The sequence below is a fragment of the uncultured Thiodictyon sp. genome (assembly GCA_903837595.1).
GTDB lineage: Bacteria > Pseudomonadota > Gammaproteobacteria > Chromatiales > Chromatiaceae > Thiodictyon.
This window is the reverse complement of sequence record CAILVI010000562.1, coordinates 24,317-46,446: the sequence shown is the minus strand read 5'-3', so window position 1 is coordinate 46,446 and position 22,130 is coordinate 24,317. Positions and strand designations below refer to the sequence as shown.

General features: G+C 62.3%; 21 protein-coding genes. 1 reads left to right on the top strand and 20 read right to left on the bottom strand.

What is annotated here, in order from left to right:
* Positions 1 to 25 precede the first annotated feature (25 nt).
* Complete coding sequence (locus QZY44_RS34450) at positions 26 to 886, bottom strand: ABC transporter ATP-binding protein (RefSeq protein WP_295458608.1); 861 nt, start codon at positions 884 to 886, stop codon at positions 26 to 28.
* A 574-nt stretch (positions 887 to 1,460) separates the two neighbouring features.
* Between QZY44_RS34450 and QZY44_RS34445 the strand changes: the two genes are divergently transcribed.
* Positions 1,461 to 2,183 carry a fumarylacetoacetate hydrolase family protein gene (locus QZY44_RS34445; protein ID WP_295458605.1) on the top strand — a complete coding sequence of 241 codons (723 nt, stop codon included), beginning with the start codon at positions 1,461 to 1,463 and terminating at the stop codon, positions 2,181 to 2,183.
* 45 nt (positions 2,184 to 2,228) lie between these two features.
* On the opposite strand, the gene QZY44_RS34440 is transcribed toward QZY44_RS34445, so the two are convergent.
* The 19 genes from QZY44_RS34440 to erpA all read right to left on the bottom strand — a co-directional run bounded on the left by QZY44_RS34440 (position 2,229) and on the right by erpA (position 22,103).
* Positions 2,229 to 3,020: a dienelactone hydrolase family protein gene (locus tag QZY44_RS34440; protein WP_295458603.1), complete on the bottom strand. Its 792-nt coding sequence runs from the start codon at positions 3,018 to 3,020 to the stop codon at positions 2,229 to 2,231.
* Positions 3,017 to 3,802 (bottom strand): class I SAM-dependent methyltransferase, encoded by a 786-nt coding sequence (locus QZY44_RS34435; protein ID WP_295458601.1) that lies wholly within the window; start codon positions 3,800 to 3,802, stop codon positions 3,017 to 3,019. Before QZY44_RS34435 ends, QZY44_RS34440 begins: the two co-directional genes overlap by 4 nt.
* Before the next feature lie 32 nt (positions 3,803 to 3,834).
* Entirely contained in the window at positions 3,835 to 4,638 is an 804-nt protein-coding gene (locus tag QZY44_RS34430) for a class I SAM-dependent methyltransferase (protein WP_295458598.1), read from the bottom strand.
* Positions 4,638 to 6,146 carry an FAD-dependent oxidoreductase gene (locus QZY44_RS34425; protein WP_295458595.1) on the bottom strand — a complete coding sequence of 503 codons (1,509 nt, stop codon included), beginning with the start codon at positions 6,144 to 6,146 and terminating at the stop codon, positions 4,638 to 4,640. Before QZY44_RS34425 ends, QZY44_RS34430 begins: the two co-directional genes overlap by 1 nt.
* 24 nt (positions 6,147 to 6,170) lie before the next feature.
* The gene (locus QZY44_RS34420; RefSeq protein WP_295458592.1) at positions 6,171 to 7,133 is read right to left on the bottom strand and encodes an ABC transporter substrate-binding protein; all 963 of its coding nucleotides are present in this window, start codon (positions 7,131 to 7,133) and stop codon (positions 6,171 to 6,173) included.
* A gap of 56 nt (positions 7,134 to 7,189) precedes the next feature.
* Positions 7,190 to 8,581 carry a 2-hydroxyacyl-CoA dehydratase family protein gene (locus QZY44_RS34415; protein ID WP_295458589.1) on the bottom strand — a complete coding sequence of 464 codons (1,392 nt, stop codon included), beginning with the start codon at positions 8,579 to 8,581 and terminating at the stop codon, positions 7,190 to 7,192.
* A gap of 34 nt (positions 8,582 to 8,615) precedes the next feature.
* Entirely contained in the window at positions 8,616 to 9,620 is a 1,005-nt protein-coding gene (locus QZY44_RS34410) for an ABC transporter substrate-binding protein (RefSeq protein WP_295458587.1), read from the bottom strand.
* Positions 9,617 to 10,561, bottom strand: coding sequence for a 2-hydroxyacyl-CoA dehydratase family protein (locus tag QZY44_RS34405; protein ID WP_295458584.1), 945 nt, complete (start codon positions 10,559 to 10,561; stop codon positions 9,617 to 9,619). Before QZY44_RS34405 ends, QZY44_RS34410 begins: the two co-directional genes overlap by 4 nt.
* Positions 10,562 to 10,594: 33 nt before the next feature.
* A complete protein-coding gene (locus QZY44_RS34400) occupies positions 10,595 to 12,028 on the bottom strand; it encodes a 2-hydroxyacyl-CoA dehydratase family protein (RefSeq protein ID WP_295458581.1) in 1,434 nt (477 codons plus the stop codon).
* Positions 12,025 to 13,212 (bottom strand): 2-hydroxyacyl-CoA dehydratase family protein, encoded by a 1,188-nt coding sequence (locus tag QZY44_RS34395; protein ID WP_295458578.1) that lies wholly within the window; start codon positions 13,210 to 13,212, stop codon positions 12,025 to 12,027. The genes QZY44_RS34400 and QZY44_RS34395 overlap by 4 nt, the downstream gene beginning before the upstream one ends.
* 107 nt (positions 13,213 to 13,319) lie before the next feature.
* A complete protein-coding gene (locus tag QZY44_RS34390) occupies positions 13,320 to 14,120 on the bottom strand; it encodes an ABC transporter permease (RefSeq protein ID WP_295458574.1) in 801 nt (266 codons plus the stop codon).
* Positions 14,110 to 15,051, bottom strand: a complete 942-nt coding sequence (locus QZY44_RS34385; RefSeq protein WP_295458571.1) for an ABC transporter ATP-binding protein — start codon at positions 15,049 to 15,051, stop codon at positions 14,110 to 14,112. The genes QZY44_RS34390 and QZY44_RS34385 overlap by 11 nt, the downstream gene beginning before the upstream one ends.
* Positions 15,044 to 15,301 carry a 4Fe-4S binding protein gene (locus tag QZY44_RS34380; RefSeq protein ID WP_295458568.1) on the bottom strand — a complete coding sequence of 86 codons (258 nt, stop codon included), beginning with the start codon at positions 15,299 to 15,301 and terminating at the stop codon, positions 15,044 to 15,046. Before QZY44_RS34380 ends, QZY44_RS34385 begins: the two co-directional genes overlap by 8 nt.
* Before the next feature lie 44 nt (positions 15,302 to 15,345).
* On the bottom strand, positions 15,346 to 16,200 hold the full coding sequence (locus QZY44_RS34375; RefSeq protein ID WP_295458565.1) for an acyl-CoA dehydratase activase: 855 nt from the start codon (positions 16,198 to 16,200) through the stop codon (positions 15,346 to 15,348).
* A gap of 1,200 nt (positions 16,201 to 17,400) precedes the next feature.
* Positions 17,401 to 17,970, bottom strand: coding sequence for an ABC transporter permease (locus tag QZY44_RS34370; protein ID WP_295458562.1), 570 nt, complete (start codon positions 17,968 to 17,970; stop codon positions 17,401 to 17,403).
* Between the two features lie 210 nt (positions 17,971 to 18,180).
* Positions 18,181 to 19,002 carry an ABC transporter permease gene (locus QZY44_RS34365; RefSeq protein WP_295458559.1) on the bottom strand — a complete coding sequence of 274 codons (822 nt, stop codon included), beginning with the start codon at positions 19,000 to 19,002 and terminating at the stop codon, positions 18,181 to 18,183.
* A gap of 30 nt (positions 19,003 to 19,032) precedes the next feature.
* A complete protein-coding gene (locus QZY44_RS34360) occupies positions 19,033 to 20,121 on the bottom strand; it encodes an ABC transporter substrate-binding protein (RefSeq protein WP_295458555.1) in 1,089 nt (362 codons plus the stop codon).
* A 295-nt stretch (positions 20,122 to 20,416) separates the two neighbouring features.
* Entirely contained in the window at positions 20,417 to 21,682 is a 1,266-nt protein-coding gene (locus QZY44_RS34355) for an MFS transporter (RefSeq protein WP_295458552.1), read from the bottom strand.
* A 70-nt stretch (positions 21,683 to 21,752) separates the two neighbouring features.
* Positions 21,753 to 22,103, bottom strand: a complete 351-nt coding sequence (gene erpA / locus QZY44_RS34350; protein ID WP_295458547.1) for an iron-sulfur cluster insertion protein ErpA — start codon at positions 22,101 to 22,103, stop codon at positions 21,753 to 21,755.
* Positions 22,104 to 22,130: the final 27 nt, after the last annotated feature.

Below are 22,130 nucleotides of genomic sequence, written 5' to 3'. Positions count from 1 at the left end.
GTCAACGCCGGCACCGCCGCGGATATCAATGACGCAACTCGCCGAGGACCTGTTCCTTAAGTGAACCGAAGATCGGGTCGCCGCGCCGGCGCGGGCGCTCGATATCCACCTCGACGATGCTGCGGATGCGTCCCGGGCGCCGGTCCAGCACGATGACGCGATCGGCCAGATACAAGGCCTCCTCCACGTCGTGCGTCACCATCAGCGTCGTGCTGGTCTCTTGGTCCCAAATGCGCAGCAGTTCTTCCTGCAAATAGGTGCGTGTGAGCGCATCGAGTGCCCCCAGCGGCTCGTCCAGCAGCAGGATCGCCGGTTTCGCCACCAGGCCGCGGGCGATGGCGGCGCGTTGTGCCATACCGCCCGAGAGTTGCCCCGGGTAGGCCTTCTCGAAGCCGGTGAGGCCGACCAGTACGATGTGCTCAGTCACCAGCCGTCGCTTTTCGGCCGGTGCCAGGCTCAACGCATCAAGGCCCAGCAGGATGTTCTCCTCGACTGTCAACCAGGGAAACAATCGATGCTCCTGGAAGACGATCCCGCGATCCAACCCCGGCCCGGTCACCGCCTTGCCATCGATCAGGACCGCGCCGGTGGTGGGTGTTTCGAGTCCACCGATCATGCGCAGGATCGTGGACTTGCCGCAGCCGGAGGCGCCGACCAGGCAGACGAATTCGCCGGCCCGCACATCCAGGTTGATGTCGATCAGTACCTCGATCGGCCGCCCGTCGACCTGGAAGGTCTTGTGGATACGATCCAGCTTCAGTGCGCTTGCGCCTGCTGGGGGCGCCGGTTGCTGGTGAATCGCTGCCGGGGCACTCACCAAGGCCACCTCAGCGGCGAATGCAGGCGCGCCACCCAGTGGAGGGCGTTGGTCGAAGGCCAGACTCATGGGTAACCCGGTCATAGCCAGTCGCGCAAGTCGCTTGCGATCATAGGGTCCGCGCTCGACATCGCGGCCCGCTGTTGCCTGCGCCACTGCGTCAATGCGTCCGTCATGCCCGCACGGCCGCGGGGCCACAGCACGCCGACGCGCTGGTCGAATCGAGTCATGATGTTCTCACCCAATGATCTGCTTTGAAGGGTCTGCCAAGAAACCCGCATTCATGGTGGCACGGCGCCACGTTTCCAGTCATTAAGCAGCAAACGTGCCATCTGAACGGCAGACCGCGAACGCCCGCGCGGCTGCGGCTGTCAGACGCTAACAGACTCATTCTTAATCGGTAACGCAAAACGACAGGAGTGCCGTTCGCCGCGGCGGTGAGCCTTGGCTGGGGTGAATCTGTTGCTGCGGCAGCAGTCGGCCGCGGCAGATGCCAGTTTGCCAACAGCCGGACTGCCACTGCGGAATGGCCGTAGCGAGCATCGTTCTGCCCCAGGAGGGGCACCCGCTGCGATGAAGACGCGTCCGCTGATGTCGCAGATGCTATGCTGGCGACCTTGGGGACTCACCGCTGGATGACAACATGACGTATGTTTTTCCGCCACCCGAACCTAACTGCCTGACCGTCGCCGACAGCGGCTTATTCTTCCCTATACGTCGAATTTTCTGTATTGGGCGAAATTATGAGGAACATGCCCTTGAAATGGGGGCTGTACCGCAGCGAGCCATGCCCTTTTTTTTCCAGAAGTCGCCCACGTTTGTCGTCGCACAAAATCACTCAGGCGACAAGATTGAAATCCGCCACCCATCGGCTACGGCGGATTTGCAATATGAGGTTGAACTGGTCGTCGCGCTTGACACTGGGGGAAGAGATATTGCTCCTGAGCGGGCCGCCCAACATATTTTCGGGTATGCCATTGGACTGGATATGACGCGACGCGATCTGCAAGCGGTTTTCAAGGGTAACCGTTGGCCGTGGGACATGGCTAAGAACTTCGACGATTGTGCCCCGATCGGGGTGTTACACCGCAAAGCAGACGTCGGGGAGATTCGCACTGGCAACATGACGCTGGACGTCAACGCCCGGCGCAGACAAACCGGTAATATTGATCAGATGATCTGGTCCGTCAATGAAATCATCTCTGAGATTTCGAAATTGGTGGAGCTCAATCCTGGCGACATTCTATTTACTGGCACCCCAGCGGGCGTTGGCCGGGTCGATGACAGAGATACGCTATGTGCCACGATCGACCAGCTGGGAAGTATCCACGTAACAATTAAAAAAATTGATCGTCATCCCGGCTAGCACGTTGCCTGCAAGTTCGCTGGCCCGCACCGCGGACCCTACCGATCAATCTAAGGCCGACGCCGGCGCCACACCATGACGCTCGAACCAGTCCAGCATGCGTGCCCAGCCGTCTTGCGCCGCCTCCTCGCGGAAGCTGCCGCGGTAGTGCGCGTGAAAGGCGGGCGGCACCTCGGGATACTCGTGGACGATCGAGGCACTGTGTGCCTGTGCCAGCAAGGCACGCAAGCGCTGCGTCGTCGCGTCCGGGCCCCCGTGCAGCCCCAGCACAGGCGTGTCGAGCTGGCCGGCAAGGTCGATCGGATGCCGGGGCCGCAGTGCGTTGCGCTCGCCATCGAGCAGGCCACACCACGCAACCGCCGCCCTCAGGCGCCGCTCGCGCGCCGCGTACAGCCAGGCGATGCGCCCGCCCCAGGAGAAGCCGGTGACGCCCAGTCGGCTCACGTCACCGCCGTTCTGCCCCGCCCACGCCACGGCCGCGTCGAGGTCGTCGAGCACCTGCTCGTCGGGCACGCGGGCGGCGAGTTTGGTCTGCAGGTCCTGCTCCAAATCGAACACCGCCGGGTCGCCCTGACGGATGAACAGGTCCGGCACCAGGACGAAATAACCCTGCGCCGCCAGCCGGTGGGCGACATCGCGGATATAGCGGTCGAGGCCGAAGACCTCGTGGATCAGCAGCAGGATCGGTGCCGTATCGGTGTGGCGCGGCCGCGCCACGTAGGCCGGCATGATGTCGTCGAGCGTGCAGATCAGCGCCGCGCGCACGACGATGCCCGGCCATTCGATGCCGACGGTCGATACTGGGCCGGCGCAACGTCCGTTACAACTGGTGGTCATGACGCTAGGGCCTGAAATATCTGTAAGCGCACGCCATGGTCGACATGGAACCGCTCCGGCGCCTCCCGCTTGAGCAGTGCGGCCAGATCGCGGTCGAAGGCCTCGACCTGTTCCGGCGGTAAGGCGGCGCCGATCCACTTGCTGGCCCGCAGGCGACCACGCCAGGACTCATGAGTAAAGGGCAAGGCGGCGACATACTGGTGGTAGGTCAGGAGGCGAAAATGCCCCGACGCCCACGCCGGAATCAGCTCCCGATCGAGATGGTTGTCGCGACCGGACACGCCCGTGCAATAACGGCCGATGAGTGCCTGAGTGCCGCGCGTCAGCGCGTCTGCATCGCCGAGCCAGGTGGTGGAACTTACCAGCAGCCGCCCCAGGGGACGCAACAGCCGTTTGACCAGCGGGACGATGCGCGTCTTGTCTAGATAACCCCAGGACATGCTGGCAGTGACGACGTCGAACCCGCCCTCATCCAACTCCACCTCCTCGGCTGGCGAGACGATGAAGCGGATATCCAGGTGTTCTTCCAACGCCCGTGCTTGCGCGGACGCGATCTGCCCGGGGGCCGCATCCACCGCCGTGACGCGCGCGCCCTGCCGTGCAAAGGGCAGGGCCAGGGCACCGGTGCCGGTCCCGAGGTCCAGAATCTGCTGCCCCGGCAGGCCTATGCCTAATTGTTTGAGAAATTGGAAGTGGGCGTCTGTGTAACCTGGCCTATGGCTGATGTAATCCTTCGAGGTCCGGCTCCAGTCGAGTTGGCGGCGCGTGGCGGCTTGGGTCATGGGGTGCTCCTGGTCGCGGTTGGGCCGGCGTTTCAGCGGCGGGTGAAGATCGAGAACTGGACCAGATGATCGATCTGGAGCGGTTCGGGTTCATCGGTCAGGAGTTGTGCGTGTGCCGTATCGAAGGCCTGGACCTCTTCCGGGGAGAGCGTCGGGGCCATCCATTTGCAGGCGCGCACCCGGCCGCGCCAAGCCTCTTTGCTGAACCTCAGGGTGGTGGCGTACTGGTGCCAGGTTTGCAGCCGAAAGTCGCCCTGCAGCTCGGGGGGCAGCAACACCGGGGCACTGTCATCGTCCGTCTTACGCCGCATGGCCGGCGCAAAACGTGCCATCAGGGCCTTGGTGCGTTCGGTCAGCGTACCGGGAATGGCCGGCCAGTTGATGGAAGAAATCAACAGGCGCCCGCCCGGCACCAGGACCCGTCGCACCTCGGCCACCACCGCCGACTTATCGAAATAGCCCCAACACATGCTGGCCGTCACCACATCGATGGAGGCGGTCAGCACGCCGGTGGACTCGGCCTGCCCGACCCTCAGATCGAGGCCCAACCCCAACTCCCTGGCCCGGACGCGACACGCCAGGATTTGGCCGAGGGCCTGATCGATGCCGATGACCCGGGCGCCTTGCCGGGCAAAGGGCAGGGCGAGGGCCCCGGTGCCCACACCCAGGTCGAGAATGCGGCTACCCGCCACCCCGACCCCCAACTCCCGCAACAGCCGGAAATAACAATTCGGATAGCCGTTGCGGTGTCGCAGATAATCGGCCGATGCCGCACTCCAGTTCAACCCCTGGTCATCATCGCCCTGGCGATCGACCAGATGCAGGACGACCGCCATCAGCGCCAGTCCTGCAACTGCGCCGCGTCCGTACCGGCGATGCGCCCGCTGATCACCACCTCGCTGAGGTTGCCGCCCAACAGATAGAGGTGACCAAAGAACGAGCCGAGCTCTCCCACCGAGTACAGCCGGGGAATGGGCTCGCCATAGGGGTCCAGGACCCGCTGCCGCTCGTCATGCTCGGGACCACCTTGGGTATTGGTCAGGAGCGGCCACACCGGGACTACATAATAGGGGGCTTCACTGATCGGCAGCAGGGTGCCCGGGGGCCGCTTGAAGTCGGGGTCAGTCTTGGCCTCGACCCCCTGGTTCCAACGCTGCAAGGTGGCCTGGAGAACCAGCGTGTCCCACCCCTGCCCCTGCGCGAGTTCCTCAACCGTTGAGTATTTCTTGATCCAGCCACGGGCCACCTCGGCGCTGTTGTCCTCGCTCCAGACATACTGGTGATCCGGGTGCGAGGTCAGCGGATTGGCGATCCGCCCGAGCTTGCGACCATTCTCGTCGAAGATCAGATAGGCGGGGATGCGCGGGTAGTCCGGAATATCCGCGTCGTAGAGCCCCAGCGGCCGGGCTGCGGTATCCTGGACGGCGGGATGCAGCTCGTTCATGAATCGCTTTGCCTCCTTGTCGACGACGATCCAGGCAATCGGCCGGTCGGGATTGCGGGCGCCGCCGGGGGCAATCCGGAAGGCCGTCTCGTAATCACCGAACTTGAAGCCATAGGAGCCATGATAGTGCCACATATGCCACAAGGCCGCGCCCACCTTTTGCGCCATGAGTATCCCGTCGCCGGTATTCCCCGGGTTGCCCATTGCATAGACCGGGGTGGCCTCGAAATACTCCTTCTTGAGCTTCTCATTGAACTCGAATCCGCCGGAGGCCAGAATGACCGCCTTGTTGGCCCTGATGGCCTGTCGCTGACCCGCGAGATCGGCCCACACCCCAATGACAGCGCCCTCCCCGTCAGTGATGAGTGAGGTCACCGGCGACTGCGTATGGATCGGGATCTGGCGCTGTTCGACGTTATCCAGAAACACCTTGAAGAGCCGCTGGCCGTTGAGGTTCTTACCCGTGTGCGCCCACGGGTAACCGGTAAAGCCGGGGATATCCTTGACTGTCACGGAGTAGATAGTGGTCGCCCCGGGGAAGGGATAGATGCCGCCGTGGCTACCCTCGCGTACGACCACCTCGGCGTCATTGACCTTCGCCAGCTCCCGCAGATAAGCGGGCAGTTCCACCAGCCCCCGGGCAAAGACCTCGATCAGCCGCTCGCCCACGCGCCCACCCTGGGTCTTGGTCAGGTACGCGATCGCCTGGTCGAGGTCCCAGGCGGCCTTGACGCCACCCCCGGCCAGGACCGTGATCCCGCCAACCGTCTTCATCTTTTCCAGGATCACCACCCGGGCACCCTGGTCATGGGCATTGATGGCCGATACCAGGCCGGCCCCGCCGGCGCCGACCACGACGACATCGGTCTCCAGTGCCCATTCAATATTCTTTGCTGTCACGCGCGTTCTCCGTTGGAGGTACTGTTAATTTAGAAAACTGGGGTCGGTGATGTCTTCGATGGCCGGCCGATAGTCCTTGCTGATATCACCAACGGATTGGACGACGGCGATCGCGTTGAGCAGGCCCTCGTTGTCGATGGACCCGCTGTCGTCCCACTTCGGCACCTCCTTGTCGAATACCCCGGTAAGCAGTGCCTCGTCGAGCCCCAGCCGCTGGTGCCCCAAGGCCACCAACTCCTCCCGATGGGCGCGGGCGTAGGCGATGGCCTCCCGGTTGGCCTTGAAAAAGGCACGGATGGCCTGCGAGTGCGCCGCGATGAAGCTGCGGGTGGCAAAGACGCCACCAGCCTGGTAGTGGGGAAAGTATGGGGCCGCCTCCGCCAGCACCTTCCCGATCCCATCGCGTTCGGCTTTGGTCACAGAGGGTTCGGTGAGTACGGCCGCCGCCAGCCGTCCCGACTTGAGCGACAGATAGCCGTTCGGCCCGGCCCCGAAGGCGATGGTCTTGACCGTGTCACCCGCGACACCGTTGGCCTCGAGGATGACCCGCAGTGCCTGCGCGGAACCCCCGCCCACCGCGCTGATGCCGACCACCTTGCCCTTCAGTTCGGCGAGGTCCTGGGTATCCGGGCGTCCCACCAGCACAAAGGCCTGACCTTTGCGGGGCGACGCACCCACCAGGCGCAGAAGTATGCCGCGGCTGATGGCAATGAGCACGGGTGTACCGGCCGTACCCATATCGAGCTGGCCGCTCGCCGCGGCCGCCACCGCCTCCGGCCCGCCCTGGAGGAACTCGACAAATTCCAGATCCACCCCGTAGCGGCGGTAGATGCCTTGTGCCTGCCCCAGATACTGATACAGATCGCTCGTCGAAGGCCCCAGATTGCCGAATCGAATAGGGGTAGTAACCGTCTCTTGTGCCTGGGTGACTCCCAGCAGGAGTAGCATCAGGCCCAGCCCGATCACGTTGCGCGCGCATCGCGTCATCGCCGCCTCCGGTATCGATAAATTTTCCCGCAACAGACCATCGTCTTGCCGCCGCCCTAGAGCATCTCGATGAACGCGCTGATGCGATTGTGCATTTGCTCGGTCTGGGAGCGCTGCATATCATCTTCGATAATGAGCGTCGGCAGGCCGGTCTGGGCCTTGATCTCGTCCACGATCATGCGCGCCGCCGCGGACTGCGTATTGCATCCCCACTTGTAGAGAAAGAGCACGCCATCGGCCCGCGACTTCTTGATCTGTTCCGCCGTCCACCGCGCCCGCTCCTTGATCGGTTGCTCGTAGGGATAGGAGAGGATCGCCTTGGCCAGATTGTAGTAGGGGTCGCCCGTCTCCTCGACGATGGTGGTGATGTCGCTCCAGTGATTGTCATTGCCGACAATGATGCCGCCCGCCTGTTCCACCCGGTATTCGTTGGGCGAGACGCAGGAACCGCAGATAAAGATGCGCGAGGCGTCGGTGGCGACCCCCAGCCCATGCACCCCAGTCTCCACCCGTTTGGCGATCAGGTCACGGGCCTCGCGCAGCACGCTCAGCGAGGCGGTCGGGTCGGCATGGACCTCCATTCCGCCCATCTGGAAGATGTCGCGCCGATCCTTGCCGTTGGTCGGCGGCACCGGGGCCGACCACCAAAGATCGGCGATCTCCACCGCCAGGCGTCGCCCCTCGTTGTGGAGCTTGATCTCGGCACTGAGGTCGTCGGCGGTGGTGGTGCGGCCGGTCAGCTCATCGATGCTGCGGGTGAGCCGGCGCAGGTTGTCGGCGAAATAGGTGATCGCCCATTCCTTGTCCCGCTGGTGATCCAGCGGATAGTCAATCAGCAGCAGTTTGACATCCTGACGCTGGCCGTGGCGGTGGGCCTCCAAGCCATAGGACACATCGGAACAGCGCAGACAGGAAAAGGGTGCAATCATGTCGACCGCCAGGCCGTCCTGGATATGTTCGTATCCGGCCGAGTTGCAGACCTCGATGCTGATTTCGTTGTAGGCCTTCTGCCGACGCTTCTGGCCGCGCAAGTCCTCTTCGTTGCGGGAGAGCCCGGTCTCCTTGCGCCGCGCCCAGATCCCGGTACTGGCTGGCCGCAGGCCAATCGCCCCGGCCGCGTAATAGGGATCGACGCTCTGCCCACCCTGCACGAAGACGACCGGCACCCCCCGGGCCTTGGCCCGCGAGATCCGGTCATTCATGGTCATCAGCAGATAGTTCGCCTTCAGGGCGTAGGACAGGCCCACATCGCCCGAGATCCGCCGGCCGAAATAGTTGCTCTGGTCGTAGATATGCGGATATTTGGCCGGACCCTCCTCGGTCAGGTAGGCCCAGATCTCCGCGGGAGCCACCCGCGTCCCATCGCGCAGGACGATATCGGCGCCCGCCAGGAACTCCTCCTTGATGGCCTCGGGATAGCGGAACAGATGGCTTTCATTCGTGCCCATTAAAGTCTCCAGGGGTCGTGGTAATGCACCGGGCTCAATTCAGGAAGCGTGTGTCCAGCCAGGTGTTGGGATCAAAGACCGCCGTGGCCTTGATCTCTTTCAATTCTTTGAGGACCTGCACGGCATTGGCGGTGCCTTCCACATCGACCTGGAAGCTCAGATCCCAGACCTTAAACTGCTCCTCAAAGTAGGCGCGGATGATGTCCTTCTTGAGCCGGATCCGGGCGGCGGAAAAGTCAACCAGCTCATCCAGGTGAGTCTGTGCATACTGGAGCGATTCACGCGTGGCCCGCAGGTACGCCCGCACGCTGTCCGGGTGCTTCGCGATAAAGGCGTTGGTGGCAAAGATGAAACCGTGCTGATGACGCCCGTAGTAGTCGCTGGCCTTGGCGATCAGGCGGCCGCGCCCGTCGTCCTCCAGCTTGCGGCGGGTCGGCTCCGAGGTCACAACGGCCGCCACCCGCCCGGAACGCAGCACCATCTCGGCATCGGCGCCACCGGCGGCGACGATCTTGACCTCGCTATCCGACAGGCCGTTGCTTTGCAGGATCTTCAACAGCGCCTGGTGACTGCCGCCGCCCAGGGCGCCGCTGGTGACGACCTGGCCTTTCAGGTCCTTGACCGAGTGGATCTCTGGTTTGGCCACCAACTCGAAACCGGTGACCTTGACCGGCGGGGAGGCGACGATCTTGATGGGCAGGCCGAACGCCAGCCCGATCAGGATCGGCGTCCCGTAGCTGCCGATGTCCACCTGACCGCTGGCCACCCCGGCCGTCGCCTCGGCCCCCCCATTGACGAAATTGATCACCCGCAGATCGATCCCGTTGCGGGTGAAGATGCCCCGCTCGATGGCCAACGCCTGGGGCATGGAGGCCAACCCGACCCCCAGGTTGGCGAGGCGCACGGGGACCAGCGCCGCTGCCGATGGCGTCCCGCCAAGGTCACCCTGTGCCGGTGCAAACCCCAGGCACGCCAAGCAGGTCAATAGCGTAATAACGAGGATGCGCCGCCCTTTTCTCATGCCTGGTCGCAACGTCATGACACCATCTCCACAAATGAATTGACTCGGTTCTGCAACTGCTCGGTCTGGGTCGCCCCCATGTCATCCTCAATGATAATGGTCGGCACGCCGGTCTGGGCCCGCAATTCGTCAACCAGCAACCGCGCGATCGCCGACTGGGTGTTGCAGCCCCACTTGTAGAGGAAGAGCACGCCATCGGCGCGCGACGGTTTGATCTGGTCCGCGGTCCAGCTGGCGCGTTCCTTCAGCGGCTGCTCGTAGGGATAGGAGAGGACCGCCCGCGCCAGCTCCGTATAGGGGTCACCCGCTTCGTTGACCAGGGTCGTGATGTCGCTCCAATGATTGTCGTTACCGCCGATGATCCCGCCGGCCTCTTCGGTCCGGAAGTCGTTCGGGAAGACGCAGGAACCGCACACGAAGAGCCGCACCGCATCGTGCTGAGCCCCTTCAGCACGATGCCCCTCCTTGACCCGCTTTTCGATGGTCCGTTTGGCCTCGCGCAACAACGAGAGACTCGCCACCGGGTCACCATGGGTCTCCATCCCGCCGGGCAGGAAAAGCGAACGCCGGTCCCTCCCGTTGGTCGGTGACTGGTCCGCCGACCACCACAGGTCCGCAATCTCGATCGCCAAGCGGCGCCCGGCGTTGTGCAGCTTGATCTCGCGCGCCAGGTCATCCTCCATGGTCATGCTGAGATAGGTGTCCTTGAGCGTAAAGGGAAATGACACATCACGCGGGAATCGCCCCGAGTAAAGCCGGTGCTTCTCGTACAGGTTGGCGTACTTTACCGGGCCGATCTCGGTCAGATAGTGCCAGACCTGCGCCGCCGTGACGCTGGAGCCATCGCGGAACTCGATGTCGTCGGTGGCCACGAACTCCTCGCGGAGTTCCTCCGGATAACGGTAGTACTGCGGTGCGTCGCTCACGCTGCTGACGAGCGATTTCGGCAAGGCACTCATAGGACTCTCCCAGCGACTTGGCGGCGCGGCACGTCAGGACACCATCTCGATGAATGAATTGACCCGGTTTTGCAGCTGCTCGGTCTGCGTGCGGGTCATGTCATCCTCGATGATGATGGTGGGGATGCCGGTCTGCGCCTTGATTTCATCCACCAGCAGCCGCGCAATGGCGGACTGGGTATTGCAACCCCATTTATAGAGGAAGAGCACGCCGTCGGTCCGCGACTTCCGGATCTGATCGACGGTCCAGCCGGCGCGCTCCTTGAGGGGCTGTTCGTAGGGATAGGAGAGCACCGCACGGGCCAACTCGTAATAGGGGTCGCCGTCCTCGTTCACCAGGGTGGTGATGTCGCTCCAATGATTGTCGTTGCCGACGATGATGCCCCCCGCCTCCTCGGTGCGCAGATCGTTAGGAAAGACACAGGAGCCGCAGACGAAGAGCCTGGCCGCATTGTCCAGGACACCCTCGGTCCGGTGCCCCTGCCTGACACGCTTCTCGATGTCGCGTCGGGCCTCGCGCAGGAGGGAGAGACTCGCCACCGGGTCGCCGTGGGTCTCCATGCCCCCGAGCAGAAACAGTGAGCGGCGATCCCGGCCATTGGTCGGGGCCAGGTCCGCCGACCACCACAGATCGGCGATCTCAATCGCCAGACGGCGGCCTTCGTTATGGAGTTTGATCTCCCTCGCCAGGTCGTCGTCGGTAGTCTTGCGGCCCGTCTGCTCGTCGATGCTGCGGGTCAGCCGATGCAGGTTATCGGCGAAATACCTGATGGCCCACTCTTTGTCCCGCTGATGGTCCAGGGGATAGTCCACCAGGAGCAACTTTACCTCCTTGGCGCGCGGTCCGTGGCGGTGTGCCTCGGTGCCGTAGGAGACATCCGAGCAGCGCAACGCCGTATAGGGTGCCACCATGTCGGCCGGCACATTGCCCTCCTGGATGTGCTCGTAGCCGGCCGAGTTGCAGACCTCGAAGCTGATCGCGTTATACGCCTTCTGCTTATCACTGCGACTTTCCAACTCGTCCTGGTTGCGGGTCAGGCCCTCCCGCTGGCCCCGCGCCCAGCTGCCGGTACTGGCCGGGCGCAGCGCAACCGCACCCGCCGCGTAATAGGGGTCGACGCTCTGCCCGCCCTGCACGAAGACGATAGGGCGGCCCTGGGCCTTGGCCTTCGTCATGCGCTCGTGCATGGTCATGCTGAGATAGGCGTTCTTGAGATTGAACGCGAAGGTCACATCGTGCGACAACCGCCCGGTATACAGACTGCTGTTGTCGTAAAGGTTTGGATACTTGACCGGCCCGACCTGTGTCAGGTAGTCCCAGACCTCCAGGGACGTGACGCGGGAGCCGTCGCGAAACTCGATGTCATCGGTCGCGATGAACTGCTCGCGGACCTCGTCAGGATAGCGGAAATACTCCGCCGTATCGCTGACACTGGAACGGGTGATGTATTGTGGTACCGCGCTCATGCCGCCTCCTCCGACTCCGCCCGCAACTTGACCATTTCTACAAAGGCCTCGACCCGGGTACGAATGGCCTCGAAGTCGGAACCCGCATATTCGGTGTGCAGTTCCAGGAGCGGTATGCCCTCCTTCTCCAGGATGTCCTTGGTCTCCTTCGCCTTGAAGGTGTAGGGGTCGCAATAGCGCAAGGTGTGATAGATCACCCCGTTGGCCTTAAACGTCGTGATCAGTTCCTTCAGCCGCTTGATCCGCCGGTCGGTCGCCAGTTCCAGATACGGCAGCGCGCCATGCGGGGTGCGGTTGAGATAGGCGCTGGCCAGTGCCTCCAGGGTGGCATCCTCGATCTGCACATCGACATAGGGGATGAGCCCCGACCACAGGTCATCACCCACGATACGCCCGCCCAGTTCCTGCATGATGCTGATGAGCTTCTTGTCGCCGGGCGGGATGGTGCTGCCGGAAATGAAAATGCGAGCCTCGTCGTCCTCGCCCCCGATCACCGGGGCCCCGCGCTGTTGCACCAACTCCGCCAGCAGCGATTCCAGCAGGCCCAGGTATTCACGCCGATCCAGCACATACCCGGCCTGAATGACGTCAAACACCTGCTCCCAGGAGATGGCCGGATTCTTGGTGGCTTGATACGGATAGATCCGCACGATGGCATCACGGATGCCATTATAGAGTGCAATCGAGTCGGCCAGCCGTTCGCGGGTGAGCGTCACACCGCTGATGGCCTCCAGCCGACTCACGAAATGGCGCAGTTCGGCAGCAAAATAGGTATGCGCCTCTTGCAGATAGAAGTTGCGCGGTACCCCGAGAATAATGACCTCACGGTTGAAGTAATACTGGACCACTTCAGCCGTCCGGAAGGTCTGCAGGCAGGTGGCATCGAAGGCGACGATGTCGCTGTTGACGATGTAGGGGTCGGTGTTCTCGGCGAAGAGACCGACCGTTGAACGTACATAGACGCAGTTCTTCGTTGAGATGTAGCGGCCACCGACCTCCACCAGGTCGCCATCGCCACCTGAGCCCAGGCGTACCGGGATGAGCCCGAGGGCGTAGATGACCTCCTCGGGCAAATTATAGGCCTGGAATCCGACCACCTTGGCCCCGTTCGCCCGGGCCTCGACCAACTCCTGCGGCCGCTCCCTGAGCCGTTTATAGATCAATTCCAATGCGTTCAGTGCCATGTCATGTTCCTCTCGATCGTTGAAAACCAAACCCGCTCGCGCCCCGCCGTCACTTGGCCACGGCGGCGGTGGAGAGCTGGATCAAAAGTGCGGGAGACGCAGCCCGCTCAGGTCTCGGTGATCTTCCAGGAGTCGACCCGGCGACTCGCGTAGGCGAGGCTACGATCCATGATCACACCGATGGTCGCGATGACCACCACCCCGACAAATACGACATCGATCTGGAAGGTCGCCCCGGCATACTGAATCATATAGCCCAGACCCTCCGCCCCCCCGAACACTTCCGCCGCGACCACCCCCAGCAGCCCACGCCCCATGGCCAGGCGCAGGCCGGTCAGCAGAAAGGGGATGGAGGACGGCAATGCAACTGTGCTGAACAACTGCCACTGGTTGGCCCCGTAGGCGATGCCGACCCGCTTGTAATCGGCATCGATGTTCTGCATCGCCACCTGCATGTTGACGATGAGCGGGAAAATGGCGCTCAACAGGATCAGCGCGACCTTGGACCCCATGCCCAGACCAAACCAGATGATGAACAGCGGCATGAGCGCGATCCGTGGCATCGTGTAGAAGGCCGAGACCAATGGGCTGAAGGCGCGGTTGAACCACTTGAACCAGCCGAGCGCGACCCCGATCGGAATACCGAGAATCACCGCCAAACCGAAGCCGGTCAGGAACACCTTTCCGCTCGCCAGCACGTGCTTGAGCAGGGTCCCATTGTTGATCAGTTCCCAACCGGTCAGTAGCACTTGGGAGGGTGAACTTGAGAACATCGGGTCGACCAGGTGGGCTCGCGCAACGAATTCCCAGGTGGCGAACAACAGCACAAAGACGCCCCCGCTCAGGCCCAGGCTGAAAAGGTTTTCCCGGAACTTGCGGGCACGGAAGCGACGGGCGTCAGATGACATACTCAGGTTCCTCGCGCTTGCTCGCGCTGCTGTGAATCACCCCGAAGACCTCTTTGGCGAGGTAGTCAAAGGCGGGGCTGTAGCGGGCCTCCTGGGTACGGGGCCTGGGCAGATTGATCTTGAATTCAGTGCCGATGCGCGCGGGCCGGTCGGAGAAGACGATGACCCGATCGGACAGCAGCACCGCCTCGTCGATCTGATGGGTGACCATGAGCACGGTCTTGCGGGTGACGTTCCAGATCGACAGCAACTCATTCTGCATCGTCTCACGGGTGATCGCGTCGAGTGCCGCAAACGGCTCATCCAAGAGCAGGAGTTGAGGCTCCGTCACCAGTGCCCGCGCGAGGTTGACGCGTTGCTGCATGCCCCCGGAGAGGGCATGAGGATGAAAGTGCTCGAAGCCCCGCAACCGGACCAGGTCGATGCAACTTTCCGCCCTTTCCCTGGCGATGGGCTTGGGCACACCCCGCAGTTCCAGTCCGTAGATGATGTTGTCCATCACGGTCCGCCACGGCAGGAGTGTCGCCTTCTGGAAGACCACCGAGCGGTCAGGCCCCGGGCCGTCGATACGCTTGCCGGCGACCTTCATCGTGCCCGAGGCCGGCTTAACCAGACCGGCCACCGCATTGAGGAAGGAGGACTTGCCACAGCCGCTGAGCCCGACAATAGTGACGAACTCCCCTGCCTGGATATTGAGACTGACGTGGCTGACCGCCTCCGTTAGCTCGCCGGTGTTCTGGTTTTCATAGGTGATGACGAGGTCCCGCACCTCCAACAGCGGAGCGCTCGGCACCGCGGCAAGAACCGTTAGCGGCGTGGTCTCGGCGGCACTGTCCACCCGCCGCTCGCCCGCTGCGCGAGGCCAATGCACCGCCAACTCATCTGCCTCCCAAACAGGGTCGGGTCGCTCAAGCGCCAGTCCATTATTCATTGCGTAAATCCACCAGGTGGTTGACCGCACCGCACCCGCCGCCGGCAGTGACCGGGCGGGGTTCAAAGATGCTGGAGGTGGGACAGATATCGGCACAGACGCCGCAGGCCAGGCAGGCGTCCTCATCGATCCGATACAGATCCCCAGGAATGATCGCACTGTCTTGGGGACAGGCATTCCAGCAGTCGCCGCAGGCGATGCACGAACTGGCAATAGTGAAGGCCACGTAGACACCCCGTGATAACAACATTCCGTCCCCCCTCCAGCAGGGACCGGAACTCTGAGCGGATCGGTTTAAGCAGCCGATTGGATCGCGCTGCTCTCCTGCTGCCGGCCCTTCTTTGCCTCCTTCACCGCGATCGCCTGGGCCAGCACCGCGGCGCCTAAAGCCCCGGTCAGTTGCGGATCGAAATAGGGCTCGACGATATTGACCTTGAGGACCTCCTCGAGTGCCTTGCGCATCCCCTTGTTCTTCGCCACACCGCCGGAGAAATAGACGTCACTCTGAATACCGACCCGTGAGAACAACCCGGCGATACGATTAGCGATGGCATGATGAATGCCGGCCTGAATATTGTGCGGCTTTTCGCCGCGGGCAAGCAGGGAGATCGTTTCTGATTCCACGAATACGGTGCAGGTGCTGCTCATTGGCACCACCGCGTCGGCCTTGAGGGAGAGATCGCCCAGTTCCGAAAGAGATACCTTAAACAGCCCGGCCATGACCTCGAGGAATCGCCCGGTCCCGGCCGCACACTTGTCGTTCATGGCAAAATCGGCCACGGAACCGTCCCCGTTGACCCGGATGGCTTTGCAATCCTGCCCGCCGATGTCGATGATCGTGCGGGCATTGGGAAACAGATAGTTCGCACCCTTGGCGTGACAGGTGATTTCGGTGACTGTCTTGGAGGCATAACTTGCGGAAATCCGCCCATAGCCGGTAGAGACGATGTGGCTGATATCGGAGCGCTCGAGCCCCGCACTTTCCAGCGCCGCCGCGAGCGCATTGAGGCCGCTTTCTTCAGAGTTCAGCCCGGACGGAATCAGCCCGAACCCGGCGATCTCACCGTCGCGAATGATTACCGACTTCGAGGCAAGCGAACCGACGTCTACACCGGCGAAAATGCCTTGGATCTTTTCAGAGGCTGCCATGTCTTTTCTCCCGTATCATTGAATGAATACTTCGCCCCAGCGGCTATCGCCACCCCAGTTGGGGCAATCAGTCTTCAGCAAGCAGCACTAACTGTGCCAAAAGCAGGGCATGCCTTTGGGGCGTGCCGCCGCCACTCGTAACTGGTCCAGTTGTCGAAGCTTTTCGGCCTTTCCAGCGAGCAAGGTCCAATCCGACGCCGCACGTCGCGGCAGTCGGCTTGCTCAAAACCGAGCAGCCATCTCGCCAGAGTGCTTAATGGCCACCAAGCGCCGGCTGGCACCCCGCATCAGACCGGCTCGCCACCGTGTCGCCCCGGAGTTGGGCGAACTCGGCTTTCTGCCTGAGGCTTTCCTGCTTGTTCTTGAGCACAGCAATGAATGCCTTCACGCGGGTTAGGCTGCCCACCTCGACTCGCGACCGCTTGTGAATCCCCCGACGCGTAAAGGGTGCCCGCAACGACACAAACCTCGCCCCTAGGACTGCGGCGTTGCCTGCAAGGCACGATGCGCCACGCCGTGCAGATGCCCGAGCTAACGGCTACCTGAGTGGCGCTGAAGATCGCGACAACATCGCCATGTGGCGCATTGGGATTCTCACTGGCCTTGAACCTAGCACGAGCAGTTCTCACGCCAAGGCGCCAGGCTCGCCAAGGCTTGTCAGTCCCTTATCTGGGCTCGGCGATTCACCCAGCATGTGATTTGGATGCGGCATACATCCCATTGTCTTACTTGGCGAACGTGGCGCCTTGGCGTGAGGAAGTACCGGATACAGATTGAACGCCCCAACGGCCTGACGGACAGGGGTATATTCGATATTTTTGATTTGCCGGACGGTGTCTTCGCCTAACTCATGGTTGCCGCCCCAGCCGAGTCGGACTGGATTCAGTCCGAGGGCCGCAGTGGTTCCGGTCGGCTCGTAGAGCAAACGCCAACGCGTTGGGAGCGGCGGCGGCTAGGCGGCAAACAAAGCGAGGCGGCACCACCCCAATTGCGCCATTGCCGTTCAGTTCAGCCGCCCTTGGTGGCCTTGTCGAGCCATGAACAGTTCCACCTCCCAGGCCCTAGGCGTCTCCGTCGCGCCTTGGACCAGCGGAGGGCGGGCAGAAAATAGTTAAATTTATGGGATTGCTACCAAACCATCTGCGGCCGGACGGGGTTGCCGCTAGGGCGTTGCGCGGCCAGTTCCTAGTATGCGCATCCTCAGGTGTTCGACACGCGCCAACGCAGCAGTCGCCGCGATCCCACGTTCACCAGCGAGTTGAACACAAAGCCCAGGGCGCCGATCAGGATGATGCCAAAGAAGAGCACTTCCATGTGAAAGTGTTCTTGCCCCTCGCGGAGGATAGACCCAACCCCGACCGAGAAGCTGACCAGTGTTTCGACGCCGATGGTAGCCAACCAGGAGGCAATGAAAGCCAGTTGCAGGCCAGTCAGGCTGGACGGCAGGGCCGCCGGCAGGATCACCTTGCGCAGCATCTGCCAGCGCGAGAGACACATGGCACGGCCGACCTCCAGGTAGGCGGCCGGAACGCTACGAATTCCCTCTTGGGTGTTCATCACCATTGGTTTGAACGCTGCGATGGAAATAAACAGAATGCGGGTCGCTTCCCCGATGCCGAACCAGGCCGTCAACAAAGGTATCCAGGCGAACATGGCGATTTGCCGGAAGACATGGAAACTTGGCCCAAGCGTGCGGTCCGCGGTGCGCGAGAAGCCCAGCAGAGCCCCGAACAGCAGGCCAATGAAGCTGCCGATCAGCGCGCCCTCCAAGTTCCGACCGAGGCTGGCGAGTAGACCTTCGATGACCAGTTTACGAACCACCGGGTTAAAGGGGGCCGCAAGGACCTTGTCTATGGGTGCGAGCAACCGGGAATCGATCCAACCGTAGCGCGTGGCCAGCCACCATGAGAGGATGAGCGACGCCGGGAGAATGCACCCGACCCAGCAACTGAAGGGCTTTTTATTCACGTGAGTTTCTCGCTAACCTTCTTTACGCCAATCGCCGAGGCGGTGTTCGATCCCTCGCATCGAGACGTCCATCAGGAGCCCGACCGCCCCGATAATTAACACCCCGACGAAAACGACTTCGAGTTGGAAGATCGTACGACCCCAATGCATCACGTAGCCGATACCCTCAGTCGACGCCAGTAACTCAACGCCCACCAATGACACCCAGGCGTGGCTCAGTCCCAGGCGGACCCCGGTAAACATCGGTGGGAAGACCGCAGGCAAGACCAGCCGGCGCAGCAGGGTGCGACGGCTCAGACAGAGGGCGCGCGCGACTTCAAAATAGCGTTCCGGAATACCGCGGACCCCCTCAAAGGTGTTGATACACATTGGGACCATCACCGATTTTGTAATAATGATGATCTTCAATCCCTCACCGATGCCGAAGAGCACCATCATCAAAGGCAGCCAGGCCATCGTGGGGACCTGGCAAAAGGCACGAAACAGGGGATAGACGAGGGCTTCGGCGAGCCGTGAGACACCCATCACCAATCCCAGACCGAGACCGAGCAAAGCGCCGATCAGGAAGCCATGCACGACCCGTAGAACGCTGGTATGCAGGTGATGCGAGAGATCGCCCGACGCCCACAGTTCGCCGAACGCGGTGACGACCATGCCCGGGGAAGGCATAATAACCGGTGAGAGCAGTTTCGCGGAATAGGCCGCCTGCCACAGCAACAGCACCAAGAGCGGAAAGGCCGCGGCCTGCGCAACCCGGGTTGCGACCTGCGGGTTAAATGATATGGGATAGGCCAGGAACGGCCAGACGGGAAGTGCTTTCAGCGCGATCAGCATAGCAGCGTCCTTCGTAATCAGGTGTGGTGCCTAGACGGCAGCCACTGGGTTGCCGGCCGCATCCAAATGGGTCCAATAGTTGAGCAGGCCTAGCTCGGTCAAGGCTGCGCGAATGGTACTACGGTCGATCCACGCGTTGACGTCGATTGGGTTCTTGATGATGGCATTTTCCAGACAGAAGTCGACGGCCTCCTGGTAGCGGGCGACCAGATAGTCATCGACGACGGGATTGAGCGCCTCTTTCAGGTCGCGATCGGCATGATCGCGCTCCAGGTATCGCAGCGGTGTCGTTGAATTGCGTGTTTGTAGCTCGAAATAGGCAGCACGATTTTCTGGTAGCGCCGCCCAGTGTGATGCCTTAAGAAAGGCGCGAACCAGGTGATGTACTGCCCGCGGATAGCGCTCGGCGAAGTCCGCGGTAGCGAAGAGGCCGCCAAAGCCGCTGGCATGCGTCTGACGGCCTTTGGTTGCGTAAATGATCCGCACGAGACCCTGCTCTTCGAGGGCGAACAGGGTCGTATCGCCAAGGTAACCATCGATGCGGCCGGCGGCCAAGGCCGCCGATGAGTCCGTGCCGGACATGTTGACCAGTTTGACTTGTTTGAGGCCGATGCCATGCTCATGGAGCATAATGGCGGTCGAGAGGTGGCCGTAGCCCCCGAAACCGACGCCGATGGTAGCGCCAGCCAAGTCCTCGGGCTTCCGGCCGGGGAAGTCTTTGCGCACCGCAAAATAGCTATAGTGATAGCCTTGCGAGGCGAGCACCCGCGTCTTGAGGCCGCGGGCGCGGCCGATGATTTGCGGAAAGCCGCCGAAGCAACTGGCATCGACCAGGCCATTGGCGATGGCCTCATTGATGCCGATGCCGCCCTTGTCCATGGGCTTGAAATCGATTTTGACGCCTTTGTTGGCGAACTCCTCCTCAAGATAGCCCTGTGCCTGCAGAACCCCCATGATACCCGTGGCCCGGGATGAGCCCCAGGCGCCGTGGCCGACGATACGGAATTCTTTCGGAAAATCGCCGGTGGCCGCCGCGGTTGGCGGGTTCTTGTCACAGCCGCCGACCAGGACAGCGACGCTGCCGGCCCCTAACAGTTTTAGGAATTCCCGCTTATGCATGACTTTCTACCTCGACGGTCCGGTTGCCGCGATGGCGGTCCGCTCGTGCTGGTTCAGGACTCTGAGGAGGGGGCAACCGCGGTCTGGCCGGGACCTGCCCTTACACCAAAGTGTTGCTATTGCCCAAGTGCAGCAATATCGATGCCATGTCCGCAGCCATCGTATTCGGCAGAGCTGGCGCCTTTAGCGATTGAATTATAAGGGATTGACTCCGATAGCTCGGGGCCGTTATAGGCGGGGCGGCCGGGGGTGCTTCAGCGAAAACAGGAGGCTGCTGCAATTGCAGCAGTCGCGATCACCCCGGTGCGGTTGGACTGGCGAGCAGCGGCCTACGGGCATAAACCCTCCGGGCGACCGGCAGGGCGCTGAGCAGCACCAGGCCATGGAGCAGGGCCGCCGCACCCACCAGTAACTGTAGTCCGAGCCAATGGCTGGCCAGGCCAATGGCGAAGGCGCCAAGGGAGGGGCCGCTGCGGAACAGCAGTGAGTACAGGGCGAGCACCCGCCCACGCAATGCAGGGTCGGAAAACAGTTGTGCCAGGGACTGCATCCCGATGTTCGAGACGACATGGCAGAGCCCTGTCAGAATCATGGCGGCAACCGCCAGTTCGATGCGCCGGGTTGCGGTAAAGGCGAGCAGTGACAAGGTGAGTCCAAGGCTCGTCGCCAGGGTCGTGCGCACAATCACATCGGCCGGGCGTCGGCGTAGCATCCAGGCGGCCCCGAACAGGGCGCCACAGCCTTGGGCCGACATCAGCGCGGACAGAGTTTGTGGCCCCCCCGCGAAGACCTGTCCGGCAAAGGCGGGAAGCAACTCGGAAAACGGCCTTGCTAAAAGGGAGAAGGACAGGACGAGCGAGAAGAGGGTCGCAATCTTTGGGGTCTGAGCGATATAGCGAAAGCCGTCGGTAATGTCGCCCGCCAGCGCGGCCTTGCTGCCCGGGACGTCGGCATCGATCCAGCGACGAACCACCATCACCGCCCCCAGCATGGCGACAAAGGACAGCGCATTGGCCGCGAAAACCCACTCGACGCTGCCTTTGAGCATGATCCAGCCGGCAATGGCCGGGCCGATCGCCCGTGCGAGATTGACCGCGATCGAGTTGGTTGCGATGGCTTGCGAGAGCCGTGCCGGGCCGGCCAGCTGACCGGTGACCGTCATACGCACGGGTTGGTTGAAACCCTGGATGCTGGCTTCGCCAATGGCGAAGAACAGCAGCACCCAGATGTCGATAAGGCCGGCCGCGGTGGTTCCCCATAGCCCGGCCGCCAGTATCAGCGCGATCCCCTGGGTCGTTATCAGCAGGCGAAAGGGATTACTACGGTCGGTGACGGCGCCGGCCAGCGGGCCGACCCATAGCGCGGCCACGAGGTCGGCGAGTGCGATGGTTCCAACCCAAGCGGCGGAATGGGTCAGGTCCCAGGCTAGCCAGCCGATCCCCGTTTTCTGCATCCAGGTGCCGACCGAGGACAGACCCTGGCCAGCGCTGAAAATAACAAAATTGCGGATACGTGGGGGTAACCGGTCAGCGCTGATCCCAGCGGCGAAGTCATCAGACATGGCAGTAGGATCGGACCCTGGTCACCGCGGCACCGGCCGGTGTTGGCGGCCGTTGGTGATGCGATGGCGATTAGATGGAGAAGGAGGAGCCGCAACCGCAGGTGGTAGTCGCATTCGGATTTTCGATAACGAACCGGGAACCGTCTAGCGCATCGACGAAATCGATATTGGCCCCCGCTGGATATTGATAGCTGACGGTGTCGATGAGCAGGGCGATCCCGTTCTGCTCGACGAGGGTGTCATCTTCCTTCTGCCCTTGGTCAAAGGTCAGGCCGTACTGGAAACCGGAACAACCTCCACCGGTAATGAAGATCCGCAGTTTCAGGTCAGGGTTGGCGCTCTTCGCGACCAATTCAAGCACCCGGGCGGCGGCGGCATCGGAGACGGTCAGCAAGGAAGATAAGTCAGTTTGGGCGTTCATGAGCTCTGGTCCGGACTAGGAGAGATG